12 protein-coding genes and 1 pseudogene are annotated in these 13,457 nt (G+C 67.8%); 7 read left to right on the top strand and 6 right to left on the bottom strand.

Going from position 1 to position 13,457, the window contains the following annotated elements; genetic code table 11:
* The 7 genes from HRL41_RS07845 to HRL41_RS07815 all read left to right on the top strand — a co-directional run.
* A partial coding sequence (locus tag HRL41_RS07845) for a transglutaminase-like domain-containing protein (RefSeq protein ID WP_172136293.1) occupies positions 1–950 on the top strand: 950 nt, incomplete at its 5' end.
* Between the two features lie 79 nt (positions 951–1,029).
* Positions 1,030–2,115: a type II secretion system F family protein gene (locus HRL41_RS07840; RefSeq protein ID WP_172136292.1), complete on the top strand. Its 1,086-nt coding sequence runs from the start codon at positions 1,030–1,032 to the stop codon at positions 2,113–2,115.
* A 55-nt stretch (positions 2,116–2,170) separates the two neighbouring features.
* Positions 2,171–2,446, top strand: a complete 276-nt coding sequence (locus tag HRL41_RS07835; protein ID WP_241157261.1) for a hypothetical protein — start codon at positions 2,171–2,173, stop codon at positions 2,444–2,446.
* Entirely contained in the window at positions 2,443–2,940 is a 498-nt protein-coding gene (locus HRL41_RS07830; RefSeq protein WP_172136290.1) for a DUF4860 domain-containing protein, read from the top strand. Before HRL41_RS07835 ends, HRL41_RS07830 begins: the two co-directional genes overlap by 4 nt.
* A 2-nt stretch (positions 2,941–2,942) precedes the next feature.
* Positions 2,943–3,611, top strand: a complete 669-nt coding sequence (locus tag HRL41_RS07825) for a hypothetical protein (protein WP_216662587.1) — start codon at positions 2,943–2,945, stop codon at positions 3,609–3,611.
* Positions 3,608–4,105 carry a S4A5 electrogenic sodium bicarbonate cotransporter 4 gene (locus tag HRL41_RS07820; RefSeq protein ID WP_172136289.1) on the top strand — a complete coding sequence of 166 codons (498 nt, stop codon included), beginning with the start codon at positions 3,608–3,610 and terminating at the stop codon, positions 4,103–4,105. The genes HRL41_RS07825 and HRL41_RS07820 overlap by 4 nt, the downstream gene beginning before the upstream one ends.
* Positions 4,106–4,113: 8 nt before the next feature.
* Entirely contained in the window at positions 4,114–5,187 is a 1,074-nt protein-coding gene (locus HRL41_RS07815) for a type IV pilus twitching motility protein PilT (protein WP_172136288.1), read from the top strand.
* A gap of 70 nt (positions 5,188–5,257) precedes the next feature.
* On the opposite strand, the gene HRL41_RS07810 is transcribed toward HRL41_RS07815, so the two are convergent.
* From HRL41_RS07810 to tilS, 6 genes and pseudogenes are all read right to left on the bottom strand, one after another.
* Positions 5,258–8,206 (bottom strand): response regulator, encoded by a 2,949-nt coding sequence (locus tag HRL41_RS07810; RefSeq protein ID WP_172136287.1) that lies wholly within the window; start codon positions 8,204–8,206, stop codon positions 5,258–5,260.
* Between the two features lie 150 nt (positions 8,207–8,356).
* Complete coding sequence (locus HRL41_RS07805) at positions 8,357–8,725, bottom strand: Hpt domain-containing protein (RefSeq protein WP_165171382.1); 369 nt, start codon at positions 8,723–8,725, stop codon at positions 8,357–8,359.
* Positions 8,726–8,779: 54 nt separating this feature from the next.
* A complete protein-coding gene (locus HRL41_RS07800; RefSeq protein ID WP_172136286.1) occupies positions 8,780–10,915 on the bottom strand; it encodes a diguanylate cyclase in 2,136 nt (711 codons plus the stop codon).
* Between the two features lie 461 nt (positions 10,916–11,376).
* Positions 11,377–11,991 (bottom strand): nucleoside triphosphate pyrophosphatase, encoded by a 615-nt coding sequence (locus HRL41_RS07795; RefSeq protein WP_241157263.1) that lies wholly within the window; start codon positions 11,989–11,991, stop codon positions 11,377–11,379.
* Positions 11,988–12,083: pseudogene (locus HRL41_RS12455) on the bottom strand (hypothetical protein); the annotation flags it as partial. The pseudogene HRL41_RS12455 and the gene HRL41_RS07795, both read right to left, overlap by 4 nt.
* Positions 12,084–12,190: 107 nt before the next feature.
* Positions 12,191–13,426 carry a tRNA lysidine(34) synthetase TilS gene (gene tilS / locus HRL41_RS07790; RefSeq protein WP_172136285.1) on the bottom strand — a complete coding sequence of 412 codons (1,236 nt, stop codon included), beginning with the start codon at positions 13,424–13,426 and terminating at the stop codon, positions 12,191–12,193.
* Between the last annotated feature and the right edge of the window lie 31 nt (positions 13,427–13,457).

Raw genomic sequence — 13,457 nt, 5'->3', positions numbered from 1 at the left:
GCCGCAGCGTCAGGCGCGCCGCCCGCGCCCTGGCGACGGCGGCCCTCGCGCTCGTGGCGGCGCTGTCCCTCGCGGCTTGCGGCGGGAACGCGCAAGGCGCGAACTCGAACGCGGCCACGGGCGGCACGACCTCAGGCGCCGCCTTCGAGCAGGCCGCGCCCGCGCTGGCCCCCTTCGACGCCGCCGCGGCCGTGAACAGCAACGGCGCGCTCATCGACATCTCGCACACGAGCGAGGGCTACGTGGCCGCATCTGCCACCTCGTCGGCGCGCTTGAAGTTCGAGGTGGCGCAAGGCGGCGTGAGTTACTACTACGACCTTCCCGGCGACGGCACCCCCATCGCGTGCCCGCTGAACATGGGCGACGGCAGCTACACCTTCTGCGTGTGGGAGAACACCTCGGGCACGCGCTACGCGGCGCTGTCCGACCAGGTGCCGGCCACCGTGCAGCTCGCCGACGAGTTCCAGCCCTTCCTCCGCCCCAACTGCTTCTGCGACTTCGACGAGTCGAGCGAGAGCACGCGCCTCGCCAGCCAGCTCGTCGCAGGCGCGCAGAACGAGGGCGATGCGCTGCGGGCCATATGCGAGTGGGTGTGCGCCAACGTGACGTACGACGAGCAGAAGGCCGCCTCGCTCACCGACGCCACCGGCTACGTGCCCGACCCCGACGCCACCATCGCGTCGAAAAGCGGCATCTGCTTCGACTACGCCTCGCTCACGGCGGCCATGCTGCGCAGCGTCGGCATCCCCTGCAAGATAGTCACCGGCGACGTGGCTCCCGACGGAATCTACCATGCCTGGAACATGGTGTTCATCGACGGGAGCTGGGTTGCCGCGAGCTTCACCGTGAACGAGAGCACCTGGACGCGCGTCGACTTGACGTTCGCCGCCGGCGGGTCTTCAGACTTCGTGGGCGACGGCAGCTCGTACACCGACCGATACGTCTACTGACGTCACGCGGCCAGGCAGCGGTTCGGAAGTTGAGAGAGACAGACTGAGAGAGACAGAAAGACAAGGAGCGAACACGGACATGGCAACAAAGATGCTCGAAAGCGGCGTGCTTTCCGCCTTCTGCGAGAGCCTGGCCATCATGTACTCCGCCGGCATCCAGACGGACGAGGCGCTGTACCTGCTCGGCGAGGATCAGCAGGGCGCCGGCGCGCGCAAGGGCGCCCCGGAGGACGCCGGCGGCTTCAGGGCCGCATGCGGCGACGTGTACGCGGCGCTCGTCGAGGGGAAGCCGCTCGCGAAGGCGCTTGAGCTGAGCGGCGCATTTCCCACCCACCTGGTGAGCATGGTGGCCGCGGGCGAGAGCTCGGGCCGCCTTGAGAGCGTGCTGTGGAGCCTGGCGAAGCACTACGACGAGGAGGACCGCCTCTACGCCAAGACGCGCAGCGCCATCGCGTACCCGGCCGCGCTTCTGTGCGTGATGTCGGTGATCCTGCTGTTCGCCGCGGCGGTGATCCTGCCCGTGTTCATCGACGTGTACGAGGGCCTCTCAGGCGACCTGACCGCCGGCTCGTTCGCCTACGTGAACGTGTCCATCATCATCGGCTGGGCGGCGCTCGCCGTCACGCTTCTGTGCACGGTGCTCGTGCTCGTGGGCATGGCCGTGGGCTCGACGCCCGGCGGGCGCGAGAAGCTCGTGCACCTGCTCGAGAAGGTGCCGGCCACGCGCGACCCCATGCGCCAGATCGCCATAGCGCGCTTCACCGCGGCGCTGGCCACGTTCATCTCGGCCGGCATCGACACCGACACGGCCATGCAGCGCGCAGTCGACATGGTCGAGCACGCCGAGCTGCATGACAAGCTCGCGCAGGCGCGCGACGTCATGGTGGACCCCGCGCAGGGCAAGAGCCTCCCGCAGGCCATCTCCGAGAGCGGCGTGTTCGAGCCCATGTACGCGCGCATGCTCATGGTGGGCTCCCGCACGGGCAGCCTGGAGACCGTGCTCTCGAGCTTGTCCGACACGTTCTTCGACGACGCCGTCACCCGCATCGACAACGTGATCGACAGCGTCGAGCCGACGCTGGCGGCGTTTCTGACCGTGAGCATCGGCGCTACGCTGATCGCCGTGATGCTCCCGCTCATCGGCATCATGAGCTCGATAGGATAGCGCCATGCGTCGCGAGCTTACACGAGAACAGGTGAGGCGCCGGACACGGCAGCGCATGGGCGCGCTTCTTGCGGCCGTGCTCGTCGTGGCGGTGGGATGGTTCGCATACGGCCAGATCAGCGCGTCGCTGCGTGAGCAGGGCGAGGTGTCGGTGCGCAACGCCATCCTGAGCAGCGCGAAGCAGTGCTGCGCGATCGAGGGGTCCTACCCCTCCTCGCTCACCTACCTCGAGGACAACTACGGGCTGGTGGTGAACCACGGCGACTACGTGATCACCTACAGCGTGTTCGCGGGCAACGTGATGCCCAACGTGGTGGTGTTGGCGAAATGACCGGGTACGAGACGACACGGGACAGCCTGGCAAGCGAGCGCGGGCGCGGCGGGCGGATGTTCGCCACGCTGCTGTTCGCCGTCATCACGCTGTTCCTGCTGGTGGCGCTCCTGGTCGGCATGAACGCGTACCGCTCGGCGAACGCCATGCGCACCGAGGCCGACGACATGCGCCTGGGGTTGTCGCTGCTGTCGAACTCCGTGCGCACCAACGACGTGACCGACGCCGTGGGCGTGGCCGAGGGGCCCGAGGGCCCGGCGCTCGTGCTGACCGAGCACCTCGAGGCAGGCACTTACGAGACGCGCCTGTACTGGTACGAGGGGTACGTCATGGAGGAGTACACGCGCGCGGGCTCGGCGTTCACGCCTGAGCGGGCGCGCGAGGTGGTCGAGTCGAGCCGCTTCGACTTCGAGTACCGCAACGGGCTCCTGACCATCTACACCGACCAGGGCTCCGCGTGCGTCGCCCTGCGCAGCGTGCGAGGAGGTGCCTGAAGATGCCTGACGTTCAATACGAGCAATACGACCAGTACGACGCGACGGTCGCCAACCTGGAGCGCATGCGCCGCCGCGCCCGCCCTGCCGAGCAGCGGACGCGCCACGAGCGCGCGTTCGTGGTGGAGGCGCTGTTCCTGCTCGTGTTCATGATGAGCTCGCTGGCCGTGCTCACCGGGCTCATGGTGTCGTCCTACGAGCGCGGCGCGGCGGCCGACGACCTGTCGTACGCCGCGGTGCTCGCGTCGAACGACGCCGAGGCGTTCGCGGCCGACCCCACGGGGCCAAGCCGCGGCGCGGCGGGCACGGGCGTCGCCGAGGGCTTCCAGCTCACGCGCGACGTCGAGCAGCACGCGCAGGAGGCGGGCGTGCTCTACGAGGCGCACATCACCGTCTCGTGCGATGGGCACGCGATCTACGAGCTCGACACGGCGCGCTACGTCTCGAACGAGGCGGCGGCCGCGCGCGCGAGCGGGGCCACGCAAGCCGTGAGCTTCTCCAGCTTCTCTGTCGCGGACGAGTTCTCGACCCTCACGAGCACCGCAGCCCTCACGAGCACCACAAACGCCGCGGGCGACGCGCGCAGCGCAGACGAGGCCGCGAGCCCCGTCGGCGAAGCCGCGCCCGCCGCGAGCGCCTCGAATAACACGCGCGAGGAGGTGACGCTATGAGCCGCAACCCCCACGCCGGGCAGAGCGGGTCGGTGCGCATCGGCCCGGTGAGCCTGTTCTCGCTGGTGATCGTGCTGTGCCTGGCCGTCATGGCCGTGCTCGCCGTGACCACGGCGCAGGCCGCCTACAGCGCCGCCGAGAAGCAGGCGCGCTTCACCACCGACACCTACGTCAACGAGCAGGCCGCGCAGAGCTTCGTCGCCGAGGTCGACGGGGCGCTCGCCGCCGTGCGCGCAAGCGCAAGCGCCGAGGGCGACCTCGCCAGCGCCGCCCTGCTCGCCGCGCAAGACGTCATCAGCGGCTACGAGGGCGCCTCCCTGCAGGGCAGCCAAGCCTGCGTCGAGTTCGCCTGCGACAGCGGGCGCACGCTCTCGGTGGTCCTCACCATACGCCCTGACGCCACCTACGAGATCTCTCAGTGGCGCGCCACTACCCAATGGAATGAAGCCGGCTCTGGCGAGGTGCTGTGGTCGGGCTCCGCTCAATCACGATAGGAGAAAACATGGAACTGAAACAGCTGCTCAAGGACATGGTGGACGTGAGCGCGTCCGACGTCTTCATCATCGCCGGCCTTCCTCTGACCTACGAGGCGAGCGGCCGGCAGGTGCGCCTCGACATCGCCCCGTTCATGCCCGCCGACACCGAGGAGATCGTGCGCAGCATCTACGCCGTCTCCGGGCGCAGCATGGACGGGTTCGAGCGCAGCTCCAACCACGACGACGACTTCTCCTTCGCCATCGCGGGCATCGGCCGCTTCCGCGTGAACATCTTCCGCCAGCGCGGGTCGTACGGCGCGGTGATCCGCGTGATCCCCTTCGGCCTGCCCGACCCCGCCGCCTTCCACATCCCTGACGAGGTGCTGCGCCTGACGCAGTTCCAGAAGGGCCTCGTGCTGGTGACGGGCCCGGCCGGCGTGGGCAAGTCCACCACGCTCGCGTGCATCATCGACAAGCTCAACCACGAGCGCACGGGGCACATCGTCACCATGGAGGACCCCATCGAGTACATACATCGCCACGGCACGTGCATCGTGACGCAGCGCGAGGTGCCCACCGACGTGGCCACGTACGGCGAGGCGCTGCGCTCGGCCATGCGCGAGAGCCCCGACGTCATCCTGCTCGGCGAGATGCGCGACCAGGAGACCATCGGCACCGCCGTCACCGCCGCCGAGATGGCGCAGCTGCTGTTCTCGACGCTGCACACCTCGGGCGCGGCGAGCACGGTCGACCGCATCGTCGACGCGTTCCCCGCCTCGCAGCAGCGCCAGATCCGCATCCAGCTCTCCATGGTGCTGCGCGCCATCGTGAGCCAGCAGCTCGTGCCCACGATTGACGGCGGCGTGATGCCGGCCTTCGAGATCATGGTGACGAACACCGCCATCCGCAACCTCATCCGCGAGGCGAAGACGCACCAGATCGACAGCGCCATCGCCGCCGGCGGGGCAGAGGGCATGCGCACCATGGACCAGAGCCTGTTCGAGCTCGTGAAGGCGGGCAAGGTGGCGAAGGAAGTGGCCCTTCAGTACGGGCATCACCAGGAGGCGCTTGCGAAGCGCTTCGAGGTGGAGGGGCTGTAGGACAAGCCGCTCAGGGCAGCTGAAGCGAAGAGAGGGCGGGCGCGATGATCGCGCCCGCCCTCTTCTTTCCCTACCCTAGGAACTCGGCGAGGACCTTCATGAGGGCGTCGATCTCGAGCGGCTTGGTCATGTGGGCGTTCATGCCCGCGTTCAGGGCGCGCTTCACGTCGTCGGCGAAGGCGTCGGCGGTGAGCGCCACGATGGGCAGCGACGCGAGGTCGGGACGCCCGGACAGGCCCATCGAGCGGATGGTGTGGGCGCACTCGTAGCCGTTCATGACCGGCATCTGCCCGTCCATGAGGATCAGGTCGTAGTAGCCCGGCGGGTTGTCGCTCAGCATCTCGATCGCCACCCTGCCGTTCTCGGCGCACTCGGCCGCAGCGCCGGTGAACGACAGGATGTCGAGCCCGATGGAGGCCGCGATCTCGTTGTCCTCCACCAGGAGGATGCGCTTGTCGGAGAAGTCGGCCTCGCGCAGAAGGTCGGTGTGGTCGCGCGCGTCCTCGTGCCGCGCCTCGCCCAGAAGGCTGTTCATCACGTGGATCAGGCGCGACTTGAACAGCGGCTTCGACACGAACGCGTCGATGCCGGCCATGCGGGCCTCCTGCTCGACGGCCATCCAGTCGTACGCCGACAGGATGATGATCGGCACGTGGTCGGGCAGGATCTGGCGCAGCTCGCGCGCCGTCTCGATGCCGCTCTTGCCCGGCATCTTCCAGTCGAGGATGACCGCCATGAACTCGTCGCTCGTGTCGTACGTCTCCCTCACGCGCGCGATGGCGGCGTCGCCGGACAGCACGTACTCGGGGTTCATGCCGATCTCCTCGAGGAGCTCGCACGCGCCCTCGCACGCCGTCTCGTCGTTGTCGGCCACCAGCACGTTGAGGTCGGCCAGCGCCGTCGTGTCCTCGGCGTCCACCTCGCGCAGCTTCAGATGCACCGTCACGGTGAAGGTGGTGCCCTCGTTGAGCTTGCTCTTCACGTCGATCGTGCCGTTCATCAGGCTCACGACGCTCTTCACGATGGACATGCCCAGGCCCGTGCCCTCGGCGTTGGTGACGCGATTGTCGTTGGCGCGCGAGAAGGGGTCGAACACGCGCTTGACGAACTCCTCGCTCATGCCGCAGCCCGTGTCGGAGAACGTGAACTCGTACTGCCCGCAGCCGCCGATGCGCGACGGGATCTCCCTGATGGTCATGCCGATGGTGCCGCCCTCGGGCGTGAACTTCACCGAGTTGCCCATGATGTTCACGAACACCTGCTGCAGGCGCATGAAGTCGCCCACCACGTGCTCGTGCGTGACGTTGGAGATGTCGACCTTCAGGTGCTGATGCTTGGCCGACACCTGCGGGTGGATGATGGTGAGCAGGTTCTCCACGGCCTCGGGCAGGTCGAAGTCGTCCTCGGACAGGCCGATGTTGCCGCTCTCGATCCTCGCCATGTCGAGCACCTCGTTGATGAGGCCGAGCAGATGCCGGCTCGACACGGTGATCTTCTGCAGGCAGTCCTTCACGCGCTCGGGATCGTCCATGTGCATGGTCGCGATGGCCGTGAGGCCCATGATGGAGTTCATCGGCGTGCGGATGTCGTGGCTCATGCTGCCCAAGAAGTCGCTCTTCGCGCGCGACGCCTGGTCGGCGACGCGGCAGGCGTCCTCGAGCGCCTCGCGGGCGCGCGCCTCCTCCTCCTTCACCACGGTCACGTCCTGCACGGCGTACAGCAGGCTGGCGGCGCGCCCGTCCGCGGTGCGGCGCAGGCACACCATGGACGGCTGAAGCCAGCGCGTCTCGCCCTGGAAGTTGACGCGGTACTCGAAGCGCAGGATCCGCACGCCGTCGTCGAAATTGCTCCGGATGACCGAGGAGCCGATCATCTCGCGCACCTTCTCCTGCTCGTCATCGTAGACGGCCTGGCTGATCCAGAAGTTCGAGAAGTCCTCGAGCTCGCCGCGCATGGGCAGGCGCCCGTCGAGGTCCTCTCCCTTGATGTACTCGTATATGCCGTTTTCCAAGTCGAGGATCGCGAAGCGCTTGAACAGCTCGGACGACGCGTTGGTCACGCGCCTGAACTGGTCCTTCTCGATGGTGATGGCCCTGTTCGCACGCGAGGAGCGCACTATGATGATCGCCACGAGGACGGCGAACACCACGACGATCGCCACGATGGCCGCGATACCCATGATGTTCGCGCTCTCCACGAAGGAGGCGTTGATGTTGGCGGGATAGGTGCGCACCAGGGTCCAGTCGTGGTCGGAGAGCTTCACCATGTAGGCGAGGCCGAGGCCGCGCGGTGACTCGTAGGAGAACGTCACGCTCTCGCCGCGCGCCAGCGACTCCTGCATCTCGCCGACCGTGTCGCCTTCGGTGCTGTCAACCGAGGAGATGTCGAGCTTGTCGGAGGAGACCGTCACGAACTGGCTCGAGCACGCGATGACGGTGCCGTCGGAGTCGCACAGGTAGGTGGACGTGTACTCGCTGAAGAACGTGGCCGAGATGGCCTCCTCGAGCAGGTCGTTGCTCCACACGCCCGACAGAACGCCGAGGTACTCGTCCCCGTTGTAGATGGGCTCGTAGAACACGATGTTGAGCCCCTCGCCGATCCGATCGTCCAGAAGCGTGCTGACGCCCGACCGGGTGACCTGCGTATTGCGCGGCCGGGCCTCGCTGACCTTGCCGCGCGAGTTGTACGTGGTGCGGTCGACCGACTCGAAGGCCAGGAACTCGAACGGCGTGCCCGCCTCGAGGAACGCCAGCTCCTTGCAGATGGCCTCGGCGCCTTGCGGCTGGGCCTCCTCGTAGATGACGCGCGACAGGTAGAGGCTCTGCTGCGAGAACTCGAACTCGCTGTCGAGGCGGTTGAGCACCTGGTTCGTACTGGCCTCGAGGAACATCTCGTTCTGGGCGATCGTGCGCTGGTAGTTTATCGCCAGGAACGCGCCGATGACCGCCACGACGCACAGCACCGCGACCGCCGCGATGCCGATGCGCCAGCGGAGCTCCTTCTTTTCATCACCTTTCATGATGAGAAACCTTCTTCTCCCGTCCTGTCGAAGTTCTCTTGCGCGATGGCGCCCCGCCCCCGGCCTCCCGCGGGGGAAGCCCGGGCGCCACCTCGGACTTGCTTGCTTAATCGCTTGCTTGCCTGCCTGCTTGCTTGTTTGCTTGCTCGCCTACTCGTCGATGGTCGCAAGCGCCTTGAGCGTGAGCTCGTAGGCGCGCTTCACGTCCCCCATCAGCTGCTCGGCCGCGGCCACGTCGACCTCTCCGCCGTCCTTGGCGGGGCGCAGCACGTTCGCGAGCGCGTCCGACACCTCGAAGAGCGGCGTGAAGCCCAGGTCGCGGCTCACGCCCTTGAGCGTGTGGGCCGCGCGGAACGCCTCGGGCAGGCTGCCAGCCCCCAAAGCGCTCTCGAGGGTGGCGAACGTCTCGTCGTGCGGGAACATGCCCACGAACTTCGCCACGCGGTCGTCAGTGCGCAGACGCCCGCGCACCCCTTCCAAATCGCCGCCCATCATGGCATAGCATGTTTCCAGGGTCATGATCTCACTCCTTGTTTCTCATCGGCAGCGCCGTGCGCGCCGCCAGGTCTCTTCTTACTCTTCATCGGGTAGACCCCCCCCACGCCTCTCGAGGTTCTCGATGGTGGGCTCGTCAATGGGGGACAGGCTCGAATGGTCGTGCGGGAAGTCCGCCTCGTCAACGCAGAACGCGACCGCGCCGCCGCCCGAGCGCTTCACGCGGTAGAGCGCGCGGTCGGCATAGCGGAACATCTCGTCGTAGTCATCGCCCACGACGACCGAGCAGGACACGCCCATGCTCGACGAGATCGGGAAGCCCTCGTACTCGCCGCGGATGAACTTGTGGATGCGCTCCGCAAGGTGGCGCTGGTCGGTGTCGACGTCGCAGCGCATGAACACGAGGAACTCGTCGCCGCCGATGCGCGCCACCAAGTCGCCCTCGCGCACGCTCGTGCGCAGCCGGTCGGCGAAGTAGCGCAGCACGTGGTCGCCGAACTCGTGCCCGTAGGTGTCGTTGGCCTCCTTGAAGTGGTCCAGGTCGACGATCAGCATGACGAACATGCTGTCGGGGTACGCCGACATGCGCTCGATGGCCAGCTTGCGCGCGTACGCGTGGTTCGCCAGCGCGGTGAGCGAGTCATGCCATGCCTTGAACTGCAGGTCGAGCATGAGCGAGCGCTGGTCGTGCACGTCGACGAGCTTGCCGATCGCGCCCGTGAGCACGGGCTCGTCGCCGTCTGACCACAGCGTGCGCGCCACCACGGAGAACCAGCGCGTCTCGCCGTGCACCACGCCGCACAGCTCGAAGTGGACGATGGGGTCGTCGGGCACGGCGGCCGTCAGGCGGCGGCGCACCTCGTCCATGCCCTCCTCCCCGATCATGTCAAGGAGCGCCCCGTCCTTGCACGGGTTGGGTATGACCTCGGGAAGCCCCAGGTTGATGCGCCCGTAGTCGGACACCACTATCATGGCGGGGTCCCGCGTGAACTCGAACTGCACCTCGTTGGACATCTCGGCGTAGAAGCTGTACTTCATGCGCTCGTAGTCGAGCAGGTCTATGGTGTGGCTCGTCATGGTGTCCTCGGGCATGCCGATCAGCGTGCTCGCCGTGTAGCTCGAGCCGAAGCCGCCCTGCCCGTCGCGCGAGACGCTCTCCAGCTGGTCGCGGATGTCGTCGGCGTTCTCGCGGAAGCACTCCATGAGCAGCGGGTTGAACACGCCGCACTCGCCTCCCGTGATCATGGCGACGGCCTTCTCGTGGGAGTAGGCGGGCTTGTACACGCGCGCGCTCGTGAGCGCGTCGTACACGTCGGCCAGCGCGACCACCTGGGCGGACAGCGGGATGTCGTCGCCTTTCAGGCCGTCGGGGTAGCCGCGGCCGTCATAGCGCTCGTGGTGCCAGCGGCAGATCTCGTAGGCCGCCCTCACGAGCTTCTCGTCCTTGCCGGCGGGAAGGTCGTCGAGCATCTCGGCGCCCACGGCCGCGTGCGTCTTCATGATCTCGAACTCTTCCTTCGTCAGGCGGCCCGGCTTGTTGAGGATCTCCTCCGCGATGGCGATCTTGCCGATGTCGTGCAGGCTCGAGGCCATCGAGATCATCGAGATGTCATCCGGGGACAGCCGGTAGGCGTCGGTCTTGGCCACGACGTGGGCGAGCAGGATCTCGGTGAGGATGCGCACGCGCAGCACGTGCATGCCGCTCTCGCCGTTGCGGAACTCGACGATGTGGCTCAGGATGGACACCATGAGGTTGACGTCGCGCTCGCGCTCGTTGATCTCGTCAGCCACCATGCCGGCCAGCATGCGCTGCTTGGAGTAGAGCATGATGGTGTTGCGCACGCGATGGCGCACGATGTTCATGTCGAAGGGGCGGGCCAGGAAGTCGGTGACGCCGAGCTCGTAGGCGCGCTCGATGTAGGCCGGGTCGTTCTCGGTGGACACCATGACCACGGGGATGTCCTTGATCCAGCCGCGCTTCTGCATGACCGACAGCACCGCGAAGCCGTCCATCTCGGGCATCACGTAGTCGAGCAGCACGAGCGAGATCCCCAGCCCCAGGTTGCTGATGGCGGCGATGGCCTGCTTGCCGTTCTCGGCCTCGATGACGTTGAACTCGTCGCCCATCATGTCGACGAGCAGCTCGCGGTTGAACATCGAGTCGTCGACCACGAGCACGGTCTTCTTCTTGTTCTGGGGAGCAACGTTCAGCATGCGGGGCCCCCTCCCCGTTGACGATTCGATTGCGAACCAGCGCGCACTTGGCAGTTCCTTTCGCTCGGCCGGATCCCACGGCGACGCTGCACGCGCTGCGCACGCTGCAAGCGCGCATCGCCCCGCTTGGTGGTCTTCTCCCCATTTTATTGCGTTACCCATGATCATACCACGAAAAGGGCGCGTTGAGAGGGCGAGTTGCACCCTGCTCAAACTTCAATATGCAGGCAAGCGCCATGCGCCGGGGGTACCCGAATGCGGGAGGAAGAGGAAGCCGAGCGTGCGGCCCCTCCCCCGCAGGTGGCGGAAGAGGGGCTGGGCTATGGGAAGGCGAACCAGCCTGGATGCGCGAGCCCTTCCCCGCAGGTGGCGGAGGAGGGGCGGCAGGCGAACGACCGGCGGACGGCGAGCGCTCGGCCGTCGGGCGGCTTGCGAACGACCGGAGGAGAGGTGGCCGTCGGCTAGCGCGCGGCGAGCAGGTCGGGGAACTCGCGCACGAGGCGGGCGGCGGGCAGGCCGATGATGGTGTCGAGCGAGCCCTCGTAGCGGTCCACGAGCGACGCGCCCTCGCCCTGGATGGCGTAGGCGCCCGCCTTGTCGAACGACTCGCCGCAGCGCAGGTAGTCGGCGATCTCCTCGTCGGTCAGGTCGCGGAAGGTCACGCGGCTCACGTCGGCGAACGTGCGGAACCCGAGCGACACCTTCTCGGCCTCGGGCGCCGCCACCATCCACACCGACACCGCCGTGATCACCTCGTGGGTGGCGCCTGACAGCGCGCGCAGCATGTGCTTGCCGTCGGAGAGCGAGCGCGGCTTGCCGAAGATCTGCCCGTCCTTCACCACCATGGTGTCGGCGCCGAGCACGATGAGCATGCCCGTGTAGTCCTCCGCGAGCACCTCCTGGATGACGGCGCCGGCCTTGCGCTCGGCGAGCTTCTTGCACGCCTCCTCGGGCTGCGCGGCCAGGTCGGGCTCGAGCGACTCGTCCACCGGCGTCACCGGCGTGCGCACCGTGAACGCAACGCCCGCCTGCTCGAGCAGCTCGCGCCGCCGCGGGCTGCCGCTCGCGAGGATCACCTCGAACGCGGGGGCGGCTTCGGCGGCAGAGGCGCCCTCCGCCTGACTGGCTGCCTGATCGGATGCTTGGCCGGTTGCCTGCTCGGCTGCCTGGCTGGCTGCTTGGCTGGATGCTCGGCTGGCCGCCTGCTCGCTCGGCTGGTCGGTCATCTGGTCGGTTGTCTGGCTGTCCTGCATGTCTTTCCTCACGATCGCTCGTCTAGCTGCTCTGGCTGCTGCCCGAAGGCGCCTTCGCGTCTTTCTGCGCCTTCGCGTCTTTTGGCGCCTTCGCGTCCCCCTCAGCCTTCGCGTCCTTCTTCTTCCGGCGCGCGCGGAAGTACGCCATGGGCTCCACGCGCACGCCCTGCTTGTTGGCGCTCACCGCCAGGTCGCTCTGGATGTTGGCCACGTACCCGCCGGCCGGCGCGCCCGTCTGCGCGTCGAAGCCGTCGAGCACCGCCTCCACCGACGCAGCCTCGACGCGCGCCTCGGCCCCCAGCATGCGCAGCAGCAGCTGGCGGACGGCGCGGCGCTGCAGCGGGCGCGGGGAGGCGCCGAAGCCGGGCTGCAGCACGAAGCCCTCCGTGAGGTCGATCCCCCACGCCTCGTCCTGGGCCGCCCACGCCGCCTGCTCCTCAACCAGGCGCGCGGCCATCTCCTCGAGCATGTCGTCCTCGTCGGCGATGAGGTTCATCGACCGCGTGAGCGTGGCGGGCATGTGCTCGTCCCACTCCTTCGCGCGCGCGACGATGTTGTGGCGCACGAAGGCGCGGAAGCGGTCGGTGTGGGCGTTGGTGGCGTCCTCGCGCCAGAGCTCGCCGGCCGCGTCGCACACCGCGCGCTGCCCCGCGCGCTCGCGTTCGTGCAGGTAAGAGCGCAGCTCGTCGCGCGTGAGGTCGAGCATGGGGCGCACCACCGGGCCGTTTCGGTAGCGCATGGAGCGGAAGCCCCCGGGGCCCGTGCCCACGATGGAGCGCATGTAGAAGCTCTCGATGCGGTCGTCGGCGGTGTGCGCCGTGAAGATGCGCCCGTCAGCCAGCGGATACGCCTCGTGCTGGCACATCGAGCGCAGCGCCTCGTTCGCGGCCAGGTAGCGCTCGCGGCGCGCCACGGCCTCCACGTTCTCGTGCGTGCGCGCAGCCTCGGCGGCGATGTCGATCTCACACTGGAACAGCGGGATGTCGAGCGCGTGGGCGAGCTCGGCCACGAAGCGCGCGTCGTCGTCAGCGTCCTCTCCGCGCAGCTTGTGGTTCACGTGCAGCATGGCGAGCACGCCGAGGGCGCCCTGCGCGCGCAGCTCGGACGCAACGTAGGCGAGCGCCGTGGAGTCCGACCCGCCCGACACCATGAGCAGGGCCGCCGTGTCGGGGCCGGCCAGCGCGTGGTCGGCCATGGTGCGCCGCGCCTGCTCGATCACGCGCGCCGCGATGGTTTCGCTTGCTTTTCCTTCACCCATGTTCAAATCTCACTTTCAACCGCAGAACCCC

The organism is Adlercreutzia sp. ZJ473 (assembly GCF_013185065.1).
Classification (GTDB): Bacteria; Actinomycetota; Coriobacteriia; order Coriobacteriales; family Eggerthellaceae; genus CAAEEV01.
Note: the sequence above shows the minus strand (reverse complement) of the source record. Positions and strands in the feature narration are given on the sequence as shown.

Bases quoted from the DNA above. Each gene is read 5' to 3' on its own strand.
- HRL41_RS07805 (WP_165171382.1), bottom strand. From the start codon at position 8,725: ATGACCCTGGAAACATGCTATGCCATGATGGGCGGCGATTTGGAAGGG.
- HRL41_RS07835 (WP_241157261.1), top strand. From the start codon at position 2,171: ATGGGCGCGCTTCTTGCGGCCGTGCTCGTCGTGGCGGTGGGATGGTTC.
- HRL41_RS07815 (WP_172136288.1), top strand. From the start codon at position 4,114: ATGGAACTGAAACAGCTGCTCAAGGACATGGTGGACGTGAGCGCGTCC.
- HRL41_RS07820 (WP_172136289.1), top strand. From the start codon at position 3,608: ATGAGCCGCAACCCCCACGCCGGGCAGAGCGGGTCGGTGCGCATCGGC.
- HRL41_RS07800 (WP_172136286.1), bottom strand. From the start codon at position 10,915: ATGCTGAACGTTGCTCCCCAGAACAAGAAGAAGACCGTGCTCGTGGTC.
- HRL41_RS07830 (WP_172136290.1), top strand. From the start codon at position 2,443: ATGACCGGGTACGAGACGACACGGGACAGCCTGGCAAGCGAGCGCGGG.
- HRL41_RS07810 (WP_172136287.1), bottom strand. From the start codon at position 8,206: ATGAAAGGTGATGAAAAGAAGGAGCTCCGCTGGCGCATCGGCATCGCG.
- HRL41_RS07825 (WP_216662587.1), top strand. From the start codon at position 2,943: ATGCCTGACGTTCAATACGAGCAATACGACCAGTACGACGCGACGGTC.
- HRL41_RS07840 (WP_172136292.1), top strand. From the start codon at position 1,030: ATGGCAACAAAGATGCTCGAAAGCGGCGTGCTTTCCGCCTTCTGCGAG.
- tilS (WP_172136285.1), bottom strand. From the start codon at position 13,426: ATGGGTGAAGGAAAAGCAAGCGAAACCATCGCGGCGCGCGTGATCGAG.